General features: G+C 49.3%; 16 protein-coding genes. 1 reads left to right on the top strand and 15 read right to left on the bottom strand.

The window, feature by feature from the left end; genetic code table 11:
• Positions 1-55: 55 nt before the first annotated feature.
• From A1sIA79_RS04385 to A1sIA79_RS04425, 9 genes are all read right to left on the bottom strand, one after another.
• A complete protein-coding gene (locus A1sIA79_RS04385) occupies positions 56-1,483 on the bottom strand; it encodes a gamma-aminobutyraldehyde dehydrogenase (protein WP_095675005.1) in 1,428 nt (475 codons plus the stop codon).
• A gap of 3 nt (positions 1,484-1,486) precedes the next feature.
• Positions 1,487-1,957, bottom strand: coding sequence for a DinB family protein (locus A1sIA79_RS04390; RefSeq protein ID WP_095675006.1), 471 nt, complete (start codon positions 1,955-1,957; stop codon positions 1,487-1,489).
• Positions 1,958-1,970: 13 nt separating this feature from the next.
• Positions 1,971-3,092 (bottom strand): dual-specificity RNA methyltransferase RlmN, encoded by a 1,122-nt coding sequence (gene rlmN, locus A1sIA79_RS04395; RefSeq protein ID WP_095675007.1) that lies wholly within the window; start codon positions 3,090-3,092, stop codon positions 1,971-1,973.
• Positions 3,089-3,949 carry a phosphatidate cytidylyltransferase gene (locus tag A1sIA79_RS04400; RefSeq protein ID WP_095675008.1) on the bottom strand — a complete coding sequence of 287 codons (861 nt, stop codon included), beginning with the start codon at positions 3,947-3,949 and terminating at the stop codon, positions 3,089-3,091. The genes rlmN and A1sIA79_RS04400 overlap by 4 nt, the downstream gene beginning before the upstream one ends.
• Before the next feature lie 23 nt (positions 3,950-3,972).
• The gene (frr, locus tag A1sIA79_RS04405) at positions 3,973-4,536 is read right to left on the bottom strand and encodes a ribosome recycling factor (protein ID WP_095675009.1); all 564 of its coding nucleotides are present in this window, start codon (positions 4,534-4,536) and stop codon (positions 3,973-3,975) included.
• 28 nt (positions 4,537-4,564) lie between these two features.
• Positions 4,565-5,287: a UMP kinase gene (gene pyrH / locus A1sIA79_RS04410; RefSeq protein WP_095675010.1), complete on the bottom strand. Its 723-nt coding sequence runs from the start codon at positions 5,285-5,287 to the stop codon at positions 4,565-4,567.
• Between the two features lie 46 nt (positions 5,288-5,333).
• On the bottom strand, positions 5,334-6,161 hold the full coding sequence (gene tsf, locus A1sIA79_RS04415; RefSeq protein ID WP_095675011.1) for a translation elongation factor Ts: 828 nt from the start codon (positions 6,159-6,161) through the stop codon (positions 5,334-5,336).
• 5 nt (positions 6,162-6,166) lie between these two features.
• Entirely contained in the window at positions 6,167-6,961 is a 795-nt protein-coding gene (gene rpsB, locus A1sIA79_RS04420) for a 30S ribosomal protein S2 (RefSeq protein WP_095675012.1), read from the bottom strand.
• Between the two features lie 245 nt (positions 6,962-7,206).
• Entirely contained in the window at positions 7,207-8,118 is a 912-nt protein-coding gene (locus A1sIA79_RS04425; RefSeq protein ID WP_095675013.1) for a tyrosine recombinase XerC, read from the bottom strand.
• 81 nt (positions 8,119-8,199) lie between these two features.
• Here A1sIA79_RS04425 and A1sIA79_RS04430 point away from each other — a divergent pair, with 81 nt between their 5' ends.
• Complete coding sequence (locus A1sIA79_RS04430) at positions 8,200-8,439, top strand: hypothetical protein (RefSeq protein WP_125918788.1); 240 nt, start codon at positions 8,200-8,202, stop codon at positions 8,437-8,439.
• Between the two features lies 1 nt (position 8,440).
• Here the strand turns inward: A1sIA79_RS04430 and A1sIA79_RS04435 are convergent, their stop codons facing one another.
• The 6 genes from A1sIA79_RS04435 to ilvC are packed head-to-tail and all read right to left on the bottom strand — an operon-like array spanning position 8,441 to position 15,043.
• Positions 8,441-8,692 carry a helix-turn-helix domain-containing protein gene (locus tag A1sIA79_RS04435; protein WP_190277035.1) on the bottom strand — a complete coding sequence of 84 codons (252 nt, stop codon included), beginning with the start codon at positions 8,690-8,692 and terminating at the stop codon, positions 8,441-8,443.
• Between the two features lie 31 nt (positions 8,693-8,723).
• Positions 8,724-10,313 (bottom strand): citramalate synthase, encoded by a 1,590-nt coding sequence (gene cimA, locus A1sIA79_RS04440; RefSeq protein ID WP_095675016.1) that lies wholly within the window; start codon positions 10,311-10,313, stop codon positions 8,724-8,726.
• Complete coding sequence (locus tag A1sIA79_RS04445; protein ID WP_095675017.1) at positions 10,310-11,392, bottom strand: branched-chain amino acid aminotransferase; 1,083 nt, start codon at positions 11,390-11,392, stop codon at positions 10,310-10,312. Before A1sIA79_RS04445 ends, cimA begins: the two co-directional genes overlap by 4 nt.
• Complete coding sequence (locus A1sIA79_RS04450) at positions 11,393-12,433, bottom strand: 3-isopropylmalate dehydrogenase (protein WP_095675018.1); 1,041 nt, start codon at positions 12,431-12,433, stop codon at positions 11,393-11,395. It abuts the gene before it with no gap.
• The gene (gene serA / locus A1sIA79_RS04455) at positions 12,433-14,052 is read right to left on the bottom strand and encodes a phosphoglycerate dehydrogenase (RefSeq protein ID WP_190277036.1); all 1,620 of its coding nucleotides are present in this window, start codon (positions 14,050-14,052) and stop codon (positions 12,433-12,435) included. Before serA ends, A1sIA79_RS04450 begins: the two co-directional genes overlap by 1 nt.
• A complete protein-coding gene (gene ilvC, locus A1sIA79_RS04460) occupies positions 14,018-15,043 on the bottom strand; it encodes a ketol-acid reductoisomerase (RefSeq protein ID WP_190277037.1) in 1,026 nt (341 codons plus the stop codon). Before ilvC ends, serA begins: the two co-directional genes overlap by 35 nt.
• Between the last annotated feature and the right edge of the window lie 50 nt (positions 15,044-15,093).

Raw genomic sequence — 15,093 nt, forward strand, 5'->3', positions numbered from 1 at the left:
AATATAAATCGGTTAATTTTTGGTGATTTTCTCACCCGATTTATGCCCCAGATGCTTACGCGTTGAGGTTGCTCATCACATGCTTGATGCGGGTGTAATCCTCAAAGCCATAGCTGGAGAGATCCTTGCCATATCCACTGCGCTTGAAACCACCATGTGGCATCTCCGCCACCAGTGGGATGTGGGTATTAATCCAGACACATCCGAAGTCAAAGGCCTTAGCCATCCGCATTGCTCGCCCATGGTCTTTAGTCCAGACCGAAGATGCCAGGCCGTAATCAACGCCATTGGCCATCGCCACCGCCTCAGCTTCATCGGCAAACTTCTGAATGGTAATTACCGGCCCAAAGATTTCAGATTGAATCAACTCATCGCTCTGCTTGAGGTCAGCAATCACAGTAGGTGCGATGAAGTAGCCAGCTAAATTAGTGGGCGCTCCCCCTGCCACAACCCGAGCATGTGATGGCACGCGAGTGATAAAGCCACTGACCCGGTCAAACTGGTTCTTATTATTAACCGGCCCCACTAAGACATCTTCTGAAGGCATACCCATAGCAATCTGATTGGTTGCTTGATCGGCTAATAACTTCACCATCTCCTCATAAACCCCAGCTTGCACGAGCACGCGAGTAGCTGCAGTGCAATCTTGTCCGGCGTTAAAAAATCCGGCAATCGCAATTCCTTCGGCCGCAGCTGCTAAGTCGGCATCGTTAAAGACAACAACGGGTGCTTTGCCACCGAGTTCTAGATGAACACGCTTAAGTGATTTGGCAGCACCTGCTGCAACTTCCATACCTGCGCGAACAGATCCTGTAATAGAGACCATGGCAGGAGTTGGGTGATCAACTAGTAGCGCACCAGTTTCACGTTCACCAGTGACCACATTGATCACGCCATCAGGTAAGAACTCACTCATAATCTGTGCCATAAAGACTGTCGATGCAGGAGTTGTATCACTTGGCTTCAATACAACGGTATTTCCAGCTGCAATAGCTGGTGCCCATTTCCACACTGCCATCATCATGGGGTAATTCCACGGCGTTACTTGGGCGCAGACTCCCACCGGCTCGCGGCGAATAAAGGAGGTCATCCCCTTCATATATTCACCGGCAGATTTACCTTCTAAATTACGAGCAGCACCGGCAAAGAAGCGAATCTGATCCACCATCGGTGGAACTTCCTCCGATGCGGTAAGCCCCACAGGCTTGCCGCAGTTCTCTGATTCAATGGCAACAAACTCATCAGCTCTAGATTCAATGGCATCGGCAATTTTAAGCAACGCTTTCTGGCGCTCAGATGGTGTGGAATCTCGCCAATCAACAAAGGCGGCACTTGCCGCTTTCATTGCCTTATCAATATCGGCAGCATTTGATTTAGGAGCGGTGGCAAAAGGCTGGGCAGTAGCCGGGTTAATCAGGGTTGTGACTTCACCGGATGCACTTTCAACTGATTTTCCATTGATGAAATTCTGTAACTTCTTCACTTCTTATGCCTGACCCTTCGTTGCCCTAACCATCTGATCACCATGATCATATGGATGCTTGGTATATGCCTCTAGCCATCTGGCCACAGTGAATTTACCTGATTCGCTATGCTCGCCAAACTTCTCTAAATCACTCATCTCTAAGCGCTTCACTAAATCTAGTGAACTTGCCCGCACTGCGGCATAAACAGCAATTGCGTTTGCAACCGGTGCGTCAACATAACCAAGCTTTGCTTCATTAGCCCAGGCACCCTCGTCATAGCCTTGAATAATCGAGCCTTCTGGCTCGGCAATGAGCCTGCGCAAGCGGGCATAAGACTGGGCTTCCGAATCTGCCATGTGGTGAATACATTGGCGAGCAGACCATTCATTTTCTGCGTGCACATCCAACAATTCTGGAGTTAGCGCCCGCGCTAAGTTAAGAAAATACTGACTGGCTGCCTCATAGGCCGCTGCTGCTTCCTTCATATCCATATCGGGATACTAGTTAAATCTTCTCCTTCTCGCTAGCGGCCAACTGACCACAAGCTCCATCAATTTCTCGGCCACGAGTATCTCTCACCGTTACCGGAACACCGTAAGACTCAAGAATTCGCACAAATTCTGCTTCATCTTCCCGCCTTGAAGCGGTCCACTTAGATCCGGGGGTTGGATTCAGCGGAATCAAATTCACGTGAGCATTGCGATTCTTCAGCAATCTTCCCAATAAATCTGAACGCCAAGATTGATCGTTGATATCTCGAATCAGTGCGTACTCAATCGAGTAGCGGCGGCCCGTCTTCTTCTCATAGGCATCGGCTGCTGCAAGTACTTCGCGAACATTAAAACGATTATTAATCGGAACGAGTGAATCGCGGAGTTCATCATCAGGTGTGTGAAGTGAAACAGCTAAGGTGCAATTAATCCCTTCATCCGTCAGCTTTTCGATTCCTGGTACAAGGCCAACGGTAGAGACAACTACTGAACGAGCAGAGATGCCAAGGCCATCAGGGTTGGGGTCAGTGATGTTACGCAGCGTGCGCACCACGGCGTTGTAGTTAGCAAGTGGTTCACCCATTCCCATAAAGACAATATTGGAAAGTCTTGTGGGTCCTCCTGGCAGCTCACCATTGGCACAGGCACGAGCTGCTGCAACTATTTGGTCGGTAATTTCTGCCGCCGATAAATTGCGGGTAAGACCAGCTTGGCCCGTGGCGCAAAATGGACAGTTCATGCCACATCCTGCTTGGGATGAAATGCAGACTGTTGTGCGATCTGTGTAACGCATCAAGACTGACTCAACGAGAACTCCATCGTGTAACTTCCACAAGTCTTTCCGAGTCATTCCGCCGTCTGTCGTGCGAGTGGTGACTAGCTCAATCATCTTTGGCGTGAGTGCATCAGCAATTACTTGGCGCTCGGCTGCCGGGATATCAGACCAATCATCGGGTGTGTGAGATAAATGAGAGAAGTAATGAGTTGCAACTTGGGCTGCGCGAAATGGTTGGAAACCAAGTTCCTTCGCCCATGCTTTTCTATCAGCCGGTGCCAGATCAGCTAAATGTTTAGGAGCCTTCTTGCGTTGTACTGGTTCATCAAAGACTAACTTCAACTCTGAATTAGTTGTCATAACAGACCTGAATCTTGCGCACGTCGCACAATTTCAAGTGCGAGCCACAAGGCAGGTGCGGCAAAGAGAACTGAATCTAGGCGATCCATAACTCCCCCATGTCCAGGCAGAAGAGTTCCCATATCTTTAATGGCAACATCTCGCTTCAGTGCAGATTCAATGAGATCTCCGGCCGTTGCGGTAAAGACGGTGAGCACGCCAGCTGCTGCACCTAACCACCAATCAGAATCCATAATGTAATGAAAAGCGAGTGAACCACCGATTACCGTAAAGATCAGAGAGCCAACAAGACCTTCAATAGTCTTCTTCGGGCTGATCTTTGGTGCAAGGGGGTGCTTACCAATCAGAACTCCGGTCAGATAAGCAAAGGTGTCGTTGCACGAAACCAGAATGACGAAGGTCATTACGCGCTCAAGTCCGTTATAGGGGCGAGCCAGCAGAATCAAGAATCCAGCCAAAAATGGTAGATAGATAAGAGCCAGTGCTGAAGCTGAAGCAGTCTTGACGAAGTTTTCAGTTCCACGCGGTAGCAAGAGAACTAGTAATGCTGGGAAGGAGATTGCGGTTGCAACAGCTAAACCAGAGACTCCCCCAAGCCAGGTTGATGCACACAGTGCAATCGAGGCGGTAGTTAAGGACCAGAGTGGAATGTGAATATCTACGGCGGTAAAGGCGCGATTGATCTCACGGATTCCAAGAATGACTGCGCCAGTAACTAGAACAGCAAATAGAACTCGGAAGGTTGAAAGTGATAACCAGACAAGGAGAAGGATTCCCAGGCTGACCAGGATGGAGGGCAGAAGTTTTCGACCAGCGCGCTTATTAATAGCCTCGTTAATCGAATGTAAATCAGACACGGTAAGTGAGCCCCAAGGAAGTCTTAGACTTCTAGAAGCTCAGCCTCCTTATGCTTTAAAAGCTCATCAATCTTGGCCACATGATCTGATGTGATCTTCTCAAGCTCTTTCTCACCACGACTTAAATCATCTTTTCCAATATCGCCATCTTTTTCTAACTTCTCCATCAATTCTTTTGCAGTGCGGCGGATATTGCGCACGGAAATCTTTGAATCCTCCGCCTTAGTCTTTGCCACCTTGATGTAATCCTTACGGCGCTCCTCCGTTAACTGCGGAAAGCTCACTCGAATCACTGCGCCATCGGAAGCTGGGTTGACGCCCAAATCTGATTCCCGGATTGCTTTTTCAATTGAGGCACTTGCGCCCTTATCAAAGGGAGAGATGATTGCCATCCGTGGCTCCGGGATCTGAATAGAGGCAAGCTGTGAAAGTGGAGTGTAGGTACCGTAGTAATCGACCATGATCTTGTTAAACATGGCAGGGTGAGCACGGCCGGTGCGAATAGCGCCAAAGTCATCTTTGGCAACTTCCACAGCCTTATTCATCTTCTCGGTCGCTTCATGAAGTGCGCTGGTTACATCTGCCATGGTCTGTGCTCCTTATGTATCTCTCGTTCTAAGAAACGAGAGTTCCAATCTTTTCACCACGTACTGCGCGGCCAATATTTCCATTGGTCATCAAGTCAAAGACCACGATAGGTAGGTGGTTCTCGCGACATAAGCTAAAAGCTGCAGCATCGGCTACTGCCAGTGACTTCTGCAAGACTTCATCATAAGAAATTGTGTCAAACATTGTGGCGCTCTTATCTTTCCGTGGATCTGCGTTATAAACGCCATCGACGCCAGATTTAGCGAGCAGGAGCGCGCCTGCTCCAATTTCAAGTGCGCGCTGGGCGGCAACGGTATCTGTTGTAAAGAACGGCATTCCGGCACCAGCACCAAAGATCACAACGCGACCCTTTTCCAAGTGGCGAATAGCACGGCGTGGAACATATGGCTCAGCAACTTGACCCATCGCAATAGCGGTTTGAACGCGAGTATCAACGCCCTCTTTTTCAAGGAAGTCTTGCAGTGCTAAACAGTTCATCACTGTGCCGAGCATTCCCATGTAGTCAGCGCGAGAGCGCTCCATGCCACGCTCAGATAGTTCGGCGCCCCGGAAGAAATTACCGCCACCGACAACAATGGCGATTTGAACTCCACTGCGAACTACATCTGCAATCTGTTTTGCCACATCTGCTAAGACATCGGGATCAACACCGATGCCCTTATTGCCTCCGAAAACTTCGCCGGAAAGCTTAAGGAGCACCCGCTGATACGTTCCTCTTGTACCTGGCATTGGTGCTCCCCTCGCTCTACTTCGTTTTAAATCCTTGGGATTTAGTTTACTGACCTACGCGGAAACGGTGGAATGCCTTGACGGCGGTTCCTGCCTCATCGAGGATCTGCTTCACAGTCTTCTTGGCATCCTTAGCAAAAGCCTGCTCGATAAGTGAAACTTCCTTCACAAAACCGGTAACGCGCCCCTCAATAATCTTTGACAGTGAAGCCTCAGGCTTACCTTCTGCGCGAGCTGTCTCCTCAGCTAGTCGACGCTCGGTATCAATGAGGTCCGCTGGAACATCTTCGCGATTAACAAAACGTGGTGCAAATGCTGCGATGTGCTGTGCCACATCTTTACCTACTTCTGCTGCTTCCTTCGCAAGTGAGACTAGAACGCCAACCTGTGGTGGCAAATCTGGACTTGTCTTGTGAAGATAAAGTCCAACTGGACCTTGAATTACCGCAACGTTGCGAATTTCAATTTTCTCACCCAGTGTGGCATTTCCTTCATCAATCACAGACTGCACGGTCTTGCCGTTAGCCATCGTTGATGCCAGGAATGTTGCCACATCTGCTGACTTAGCAGAAAGTAGGTGCTCGATCATTTCATCGCCAAGTGCGATAAAACGCTCGCCCTTTGCCACGAAGTCTGTCTCGCAGTTCAGCTCTAGCATGACGCCAACGTCACCTGAAACCTTTGCTACGACTAAACCATTTGAAGTTAAACGACCTTCGCGCTTGGTAACGCCCTTTTGTCCCTTAACTCGAATGATTTCAACAGCCTTGTCATAATCACCGTCTGCTTCATCAAGTGCCTTCTTGCAATCGAGCATTCCTGCTGCAGTTGCTTCGCGAAGGCGCTTTACATCATTTGCTGAATAGTTAGCCAATTTACTTATGCCTCCACTGGTGCATCGGTTGCTGGTGCTGATGCTTGCAGGATCTCTGTTTCAAGAGCCGCTGCTGCTGCAGCCTCTGCAGTTGCAACTGGAGCTGGCGCAGCTGCGGTGCGAGCCTTAAGGCCCTCAACAATTGCATCAGTGATCACGCGAGTAAGTAGCTCGATGGAGCGAATAGCATCATCGTTACCTGGAATCTTGAAATCAACTTCATCTGGATCACAGTTGGTATCAAGGATGGCAATGACAGGAATGCCGAGCTTCTTAGCTTCAGCAACCGCTAGGTGCTCCTTCTTGGTATCGACAACCCAGATTGCTGAAGGCAACTTAGTCATGTGACGAATACCGTCGAGGTTCTTAAATAGTTTTTCGCGCTCACGGCGAAGAACAAGAAGTTCTTTCTTTGTGAGCAAGAGGTCATTTGCTGTCTCAAGTGCTTCCAGTTCTTTCAGGCGCTGAATACGCTTGTAGACAGTTGGGAAGTTTGTGAGCATTCCACCTAACCAGCGCTCTGTAACAGTTGGCATGCCAACGCGAGCTGCTTGATCAATGATTGGCTTGTGAGCCTGCTTCTTTGTTCCTACGAATAGGACGTGGCCACCCTTAGCAACAGTGTCCTTAACGAATGCATAAGCTGAGTCGATAAGTGCAAGTGATTGCTGGATGTCGATGATGTAGATGCCATTGCGTTCGGTGAAAATAAAACGCTTCATCTTTGGATTCCAACGACGAGTCTGGTGTCCGAAGTGGACTCCGCTGTCGAGGAGTTCGCGCATTGTTACAACTGCCATGACGGCACGCTCCTTCTTAGGTTTTTGTGCACAGCACAAGAACCTGCTCGGTTAATGTCTTAACTATTTGCTAAGACCGTCGCACCTACAACGCCGACCATGTCTTTCGACTAGGACCGAAGTGGCTTGTATTCCCTGAAAAGTCAGTTCATACATAGATGCTGAGATGTCACCAGTTTCGCAACTGGTGCGGGGCAAATCTTACCTGCCGCCAAGGGGTGCAAAATCCACGCCCAATTCAACGATTACGCCCGAGGATGAGCCTGCTTAAAGGCTTTCTGCAATCTTTCCGTCGATACATGGGTATAGATCTGGGTAGTGGCAAGGGATGCATGGCCCAATATCTCTTGCACGGTGCGAAGGTCAGCCCCTCCTTCTAGTAGATGTGTTGCAGCTGAATGACGAAGTGCATGTGGTCCCATTCGCTCAACACCTTCTAAAGCAGAGAGTGCTTCATAGACAACGGTGCGAACTGTGCGCTGATCAATGCGCGCACCGCGAGCACCTAAGAAAACAGCTTGGGCTGAGCCACTTCTTGCAATTTCTTCTCTGCCATTTTTTAACCAATCATCTAACGCCTTCATTGCTGGATTACCCAGCGGAATCATGCGCTGCTTATCGCCTTTACCAATCACTCGTATTGTGTTGCGCTGATAATCGATATCGCCAAGGTCTAGGCCACAGAGTTCTGAAACTCGAGCCCCAGATGCATAGAGCACTTCGACGATGGCGCAATCACGCTTAGATAGCGGGCTCTCTTCTTCGGCCACGCGCGTGGCAAGTGAATCCATGGCAGTGCTGGCATCACCAACGGTAAGCACATCTGGCAGGGTGCGATGGCCCTTCGGTGTAGCAAGGGTTGCCCCTATGTCCTTACTTAAGTAGCCCTTCTTAGCAGCCCACTTAGTAAAGAGGCGGATTGAGACCGCTCTGCGTGAGAGAGTTGTGCGCGCACCGCCAGTTACTTGTTGGGTTGCCAGCCATGAACGAATATTTGCAATCGTTACCACAGAAATATCTGCCACGCCTTGGCTAGCAAGGCTTTGGGTGAAACTAGTGAGATCCCCTAGATAAGCACGAATTGTGTGCACTGAAAGCGTGCGCTCTTTTTCGAGATGGGCAGAGTATTCCGCCAAGATTTTCTCGAAGTGTGACATAGATTAAGAATATCTCCCGTAGTCACGATATCCCCGTCATAAACCGATGCGGATAAGCAACATTTGGACTACCGTGTGAAGGTGCGAATCCGGGTTTCTGAGTCTGTCTCTGTTCCATCTATTTCTCGCAGCGAGAATGGCTCAGTTGAACTCCTGATTAATACCGAACTCTCCTATGAAGATATCAAGGCATTCATGGGAGATTTACTCACCGATGACGAGTACCTGATTTTCTACACCTTATGGGCTGATGATCTATCAGAGCGAAGTTTCATTCCGATTGAAGGCACTACCGACTTCTTCATCGAAAGCCGTTCGTAAACTAACGCTTATCTAACGCGCCCAAGACAATCAATAAAGTTTCAGGCGAAACTTCTAGAACCTCACATAGGGGTGCAATCACATCAATTGATGGCCGGCGATCATGTCGGAAGTAGCGCGAGATAGTTCCGCGATCGAGTCCGACCAGATTGGCAAATTCTTCATAGCTGCGAATATCTAGTTTCTTAAGTCTTTGGGCCAGCCAATCGGATGACTCAGTCTTGGTGTATCTGCGACTGAGCATCTTGGTCATGGGTAAAAAGTACAGGAGGTAGGCGAAATTTCTACTCCGACTTGCGACCCTGGCGTAGTAGACCAAAGGTAAGGGCATCTTCTAGCGCCATAGCCGAGGCGGCAATCACGTTCTCGTGCACACCCACGGTATTCCACTCACCCTTTCCATCTGAAGTTTCAATCAGAACGCGAGTAACTGCCCCCGTGCCCAGGCGACCTTCCAGGATGCGCACTTTATAGTCAGTGAGTTCAAGTGCGGAAAGTTCTGGGTAAAGCTGATTGAGTCCGGCGCGAAGTGCAGTATCAAATGCGTTCACCGGACCATTACCAACACCAGAACATGTGATTTCTTTGCCTTGGGCGGTAACTGTTACCTCTGCTTTTGTCAGAATCACATTATTGGCACCGCGTTCAGTTGTGGTGAGCCAGTGATCAATGGTGAAAAATGATGGGCGCTTTCCGGTTGCTTCTTCACGTAGCAAGAGTTCAAATGAGGCATCGGCTGCTTCAAAGGTGAAGCCGCGAGCTTCCATCTCTTTAACGCGCTCAACAACGCGACCGATGAGTTCGCGGTCGCCATTGAGATCAACTCCGAGTTCCATGGACTTTAATTCAACTGAAGCACGACCTGCCATATCAGAGACCAACATCCGCATATCGTTTCCAACAGATTCTGGATCTTCATGTTGATATAGCGCCGGATCAACTTTAATGGCAGATGCGTGAAGTCCGGCCTTATGTGCAAAGGCTGAGACACCGGTATATGGCTGGCGCGGTGATGGCGAAATATTGGTTACTTCAGCAACTGCATGGGAGATGCGAAATGCCTCACGCAGTGCGTTCTGGGGCAGAACTTCTTTCTTCTTCTTCAATTCAAAGTTAGCAATGATTGTGACCAGGTCAGCGTTACCTGTGCGCTCACCGTAACCATTGAGTGTTCCCTGCACGTGTGTCACACCGGCCTTGACTGCTGCCATTGAATTAGCAACTGCGCAGCCAGTGTCATTGTGGCAATGGATACCAAGTCGAGCAGAGGAGGCACCGAGAATATCGTGCACCACATCTGCAATTTCATCAGGGAGCATTCCACCGTTGGTATCACACAGTGCAATCACATCTGCGCCAGCTTCTGCTGCAACTCGAACTACTTCTAGAGCATAAGCACGATTAGCGCGATAGCCATCAAAGAAGTGCTCGGCATCAAGAAAAACTCGCTGGCCCTCTTGACGTAAGTGCGTCACTGAATCGCGAATCATTTCTAAGTTTTCAGCCAGCGTTGTTTTCAGCGCTAGCTCCACATGTCGGTCATATGACTTTGCCACCAGTGTTACGGCCGGCGCCCCTGAGTCACGAAGTGCGCCAAGTAATACATCATCTGCTGCCTTCACATTCGGGCGACGGGTGGCACCAAATGCCACAAAGGTGGCGTTCTTAAGTTTTAGCTCTTTCTTGGCCAGAGCAAAGAATTCAGTATCTTTTGGGTTGGCACCTGGCCAGCCGCCTTCGATAAATCCAACACCGAGATCATCAAGATGGCGCGCAATAGTGAGCTTGTCGTGAACTGAAAGGTTTAAGCCTTCTTGCTGTGCACCATCTCGAAGGGTGGTGTCATAGATATGAAAGGCATCGCTGATGCTCACAGCGCAACCTTTTGCATCCAACCGTGCTTATCTTCCGTGGTGCCATGTTGGATTGCCAATAAATGATTACGAATCTGCATCGTGATGGTGCCGGGTTCACCGTCGCCAGTTACCCAGGTGCCCATCGCAGACTTAGCTTGACCGACAGGTGAAACAACAGCTGCTGTGCCACAGGCAAAGATTTCGGTGATCTCACCGGAAGTCACACCTTCACGCCAGTCATCGATAGAGAGCATGACTTCCTCTGTCTTGTAACCAAGGTCTTTGGCTACTGAAAGAATTGAGTCACGAGTAATTCCAGGCAACAAAGTTCCGGTTAACTTAGGAGTTATCACAGTTGCATCGGCGCCTTTACCTTTAACAAAGTAGAGGTTCATGCCGCCCATCTCTTCTACCCATTTACGTTCTTTGGCATCGATCCAGACAACCTGATCGCATCCCTCTTTTGCGGCAGCTTTCTGAGCGATCAGTGAGGCAGCGTAGTTTCCGCCACACTTTGCTTCACCTGTTCCACCTTGAGCTGCCCGAACATATTCAGTTGAGATCCAGACCGAGACTGCCTTGGATGGATCAAAATATGCTCCTGCTGGAGTGGCAATGAGCAGATAGGTGGCCTTATTTGCTGGCCGCACACCAAGTCCGACTTCTGTTGCAATCATAAATGGGCGAATATAAAGAGCTTCTCCGATTTTTCCTGGAACCCAACCAGCATCTTGCTTTACCAGAGTTTGAATTGTCTCTAAGAACAACGCTTCTGGCATTTCCGGAAGTGCAAGACGGTTGGCAGATTTAGCAAAGCGTCGAGCATTTGCCTCCGGGCGAAAGAGTGCGATGCCGCCATCAGGTTGGCGATAAGCCTTCATGCCTTCAAAGATTTCCTGTCCGTAATGAAAGACTGCAGTTGCCGGATCGAGTGTAATCGGGCCGTAAGGCTTGAGCTCTGGCTCTTGCCATCCCCCACTTTCAGTCCACTCACATACGACCATATGGTCGGTGTAATACTTTCCAAAACCACAGTTGGCGACTTTTTCTTCGCGCTCTGCGGTAGGAACAGCGTGTGGATTTAGAGTGATCTTCATTTACTTCACCAATGCTGCTAACGCTGAACCCACTTCAGTGGTGCTGCGCTTTGTCGTCCCACGTGATGCGAGATCACTTGCGACAGCTCTTTCAACATCGCGCGCCGCATCATGGAGCTTTAAGTGATCGAGCATCATTGAAATAGACATCACTGTCGCTGTTGGGTCAGCGATATTCTTACCTGCGATGTCAGGTGCTGATCCGTGCACAGGTTCAAACATGGATGGGAATTGACCCGTTGGGTTGATATTGCCAGAGGCGGCAAGGCCGATACCACCACAAATTGCGGCTGCGATATCGGTTAAGATATCTCCGAAGAGATTATCTGTGACAACGACATCAAAGCGCTCTGGGTTGGTAACAAAGAACATAGAGGCAGCATCAACGTGTAAATAATCGGTAGTTACTGTTGGAAATTCCTTAGCAACTTCATTAAATGTGCGAGTCCAGAGACTGCCAGAACGAGTGAGCACGTTGTTCTTATGAACAAGTGTGAGCTTCTTACGTTCACGGTTGGCGGCGCGGGCAAAAGCATCACGAATAACACGCTCTGCACCCCGTCGAGTATTAAGTGACTCTTCAGTTGCAATCTCATAAGGTGTGCCTTCGGCAAGAAATCCACCAGAACCGGCATATGGTCCTTCGGTACCTTCGCGCACAACGATGAAATCGATAGGGGCCTTGGTAGCAAGTGGACCTGTAACGCCAGGCATTAACTTTGCCGGACGCAAGTTGATGTAATGATCAAATGCGAATCTGAGTTTAAGCAGAAGTCCGCGCTCAAGGATTCCGCTAGGAACAGTGGGATCTCCAACGGCTCCAAGCAAGATGACGTCTGATTTAGCAAGCTCTGCCAGAACAGAATCTGGGAGTACTTCGCCCGTGCGATGCCAATATCCGGCACCTAAGTCATAGTGAGTCTTGTGGATGGTGAGGTCGTATTTAGTAGCAATGACATCAAGGACTTTAAGTCCTTCAGCGACTACTTCAGTACCGATTCCATCGCCGGCAATAACTGCAAGATTAATTGTGCGTGACATTAGTTCACCAACCTAACTGATCGGACTATCTCGGCGCCTGTCTCTTTTTTAACACTTTCAGCAACCGCATCAGAGACAGCAGAATCAACGGTCAGTGCCATAAGTGCGCTACCGCCAGCAGTTATACGAGCAACCTGCATGCCAGCAATATTAATCTTGGCACTACCTAGTGCATTACCCACCGCACCAACTACTCCCGGCTTATCTGCATAACGCAAGAAAAGTAGGTTTTCAGTCGGTGGCAGATCAAGATCAAAGCCATCGATTGCAATGATTTTCTCTACTTTGCGAATGCCCATCAGAGTTCCATCAACGACAAGTGATTTTCCGTTATTAAGAGCTGCACGCAGTGAAATCATGCTGCGGTACTCCGGGCTATCAGGTGTTGTTGTGACAGATGAAGTAACCCCACGCTCTGCAGCCAACCCTGGTGCATTGACGTAGGTAACATCTTCAGCACCTGATGCAACGAGGGCTCCCTTCAGAGCGCTGATTGCAAGAATAGAAGAGTCATGACCGGAGATATCACCTTTTACGATGATCTCCATGGAGACTGGGGTTTCACCAGCAATAGCAGTTGCTAGTTGCGCCATCTTCTCCACAAGTGGAAGTGATGGACGAATCTCATCGTGAATAGCTCCACCTTTAACGTTGACCGCATCAGGAACCAGTTCACCAGCAAGTGCTTTACGCACTGAAACGGCAACGGCAATTCCGGCACGCTCTTGTGCTTCATCAGTAGAAGCTCCTAGGTGCGGGGTTGCAACCACTTGATCAAGTTGGAACAAAGGTGAATCAGTACATGGCTCGGTCACATAGACATCAAGTCCAGCACCGGCAACGCGACCTTCAACGATGGCATCATAGAGAGCGCTCTCATCAAGTACGCCACCACGTGCAGCGTTGATGATGCGAACTTCCTTCTTAACCTTCTTCAGCGCTTCCACACCGATGAGGTTGGCAGTCTCTTTTGTCTTAGGAAGGTGAATGGTGATGAAATCACTTCGTTTAAGAAGTTCATCGAGCTCTACTAATTCAACGCCTAATTGCGCTGCTTTCGCTGGTTGCAAGTAAGGATCGAATGCAATGATGTTCATGCCAAATGCCTGCATGCGATGAGCCACGAGTTGTCCAATACGACCGAAACCAACAACACCAAGAGTCTTTTCGAAGAGCTCAGCTCCGGTGTACTTTGAACGCGCCCACTTGCCATTGCGAAGTGCCGCATGGGCTGGTGAGATAAATCGAGCGGAAGCAAGCAACAATGAAATTGCGAGTTCTGCTGCTGAAACTATGTTTGAAGTAGGTGCATTAACAACCATTACTCCGGCCGCAGTTGCAGCTGGAATATCTACGTTATCAAGACCCACACCTGCACGAGCAATAACTTTTAGACCCTTTGCACCAGCAATTGCCTCTGCATCCATCTTGGTCGCAGAGCGAATCAGAACCGCGTCCACTCCGGCGCCCAGTGCTGCCAGAAGTTCAGCGCGGTTTGCACCGTCGCAATTGCGAACTTCAAAGTCAGGTCCTAGGGCATCTAGTGTTGCAGCGCTGAGTTCTTCAGCAATTAATACAACGGGTTTAGCCACGCGCTGCACTTCCCTCTTTGTAATCATCCTTATTTGAGCTCTTAATCCAGGTAAACATCTTGCGAAGTTCGCGTCCTACATTTTCAATGATGTGGGTTTCACCCTTGGCACGTAGCGCCTTGAATTCAACTCCACCTGCTTCTTGATCATCAATGAAGCGCTTTGCAAATGCACCAGATTGAATTTCAGACAGGATAGTCTTCATATTCTCTTTCACGCGTGGATCAATAACGCGTGGTCCTGAGACATAGTCACCGAATTCAGCAGTATCTGACACAGACCAACGCTGCTTTGCAATTCCACCTTCATACATAAGGTCAACGATGAGCTTAAGTTCGTGCAGGCACTCAAAGTAAGCAACCTCTGGTTGGTATCCCGCTTCCACAAGAGTCTCAAAGCCATACATCACTAGCTGTGAGGCACCGCCACAGAGAACTGCCTGCTCACCGAATAGATCTGTCTCAGTCTCTTCAGTGAAGGTTGTAAGAATTCCACCGGCGCGAAGTCCACCGATTGCCTTTGCATAAGAAAGTGTGAGCGGCCAAGCGCTACCAGTTGAATCTTGTTCCACTGCAACGATGACAGGAACTCCGCGGCCGGCTGCATATTCGCGGCGTACTAAGTGACCTGGTCCCTTTGGCGCAACCATGCAGATATCTACTTCTGCAGTTGGCTTGATGTAACCGAAGCGAATATTAAATCCGTGACCAAAGAAGAGGGCATCGCCCTTTTTTAGGTTAGGCAAGATTGAATCTGTGTAAATATGACGCTGCAAGTGATCTGGTGCAAGGAGCATGATGACAGTTGCTTCCTTAACCGCTTCGGCAACGCTGACAACACGCAAGCCTTCTGCCTCTGCCTTTGCACGAGATGGTGAGCCCTCTTTGAGACCAACGCGGACATCGACACCTGAGTCACGTAGGTTTAAGGCATGTGCGTGGCCTTGTGAGCCGTAACCGATGATCGCGACCTTGCGACCTTGGATGATTGCTAGATCTGCATCGTCTTCGTGATACATCGTTGCCACGGTATTTCTCCTTTAGTAGTTTCTTGCTTAGTTTTGATAGT

The sequence above is a fragment of the Candidatus Planktophila versatilis genome (assembly GCF_002288105.1).
Taxonomy (GTDB): domain Bacteria; phylum Actinomycetota; class Actinomycetes; order Nanopelagicales; family Nanopelagicaceae; genus Planktophila; species Planktophila versatilis.

Coding starts and splice junctions, on each gene's coding strand:
- A1sIA79_RS04390 (WP_095675006.1), bottom strand. CDS start 1,957: ATGGATATGAAGGAAGCAGCAGCGGCCTATGAGGCAGCCAGTCAGTAT.
- rlmN (WP_095675007.1), bottom strand. CDS start 3,092: ATGACAACTAATTCAGAGTTGAAGTTAGTCTTTGATGAACCAGTACAA.
- frr (WP_095675009.1), bottom strand. CDS start 4,536: ATGGCAGATGTAACCAGCGCACTTCATGAAGCGACCGAGAAGATGAAT.
- pyrH (WP_095675010.1), bottom strand. CDS start 5,287: ATGCCAGGTACAAGAGGAACGTATCAGCGGGTGCTCCTTAAGCTTTCC.
- rpsB (WP_095675012.1), bottom strand. CDS start 6,961: ATGGCAGTTGTAACAATGCGCGAACTCCTCGACAGCGGAGTCCACTTC.
- A1sIA79_RS04425 (WP_095675013.1), bottom strand. CDS start 8,118: ATGTCACACTTCGAGAAAATCTTGGCGGAATACTCTGCCCATCTCGAA.
- A1sIA79_RS04435 (WP_190277035.1), bottom strand. CDS start 8,692: ATGACCAAGATGCTCAGTCGCAGATACACCAAGACTGAGTCATCCGAT.
- A1sIA79_RS04445 (WP_095675017.1), bottom strand. CDS start 11,392: ATGAAGATCACTCTAAATCCACACGCTGTTCCTACCGCAGAGCGCGAA.
- A1sIA79_RS04450 (WP_095675018.1), bottom strand. CDS start 12,433: ATGTCACGCACAATTAATCTTGCAGTTATTGCCGGCGATGGAATCGGT.
- serA (WP_190277036.1), bottom strand. CDS start 14,052: ATGATTACAAAGAGGGAAGTGCAGCGCGTGGCTAAACCCGTTGTATTA.
- ilvC (WP_190277037.1), bottom strand. CDS start 15,043: ATGTATCACGAAGACGATGCAGATCTAGCAATCATCCAAGGTCGCAAG.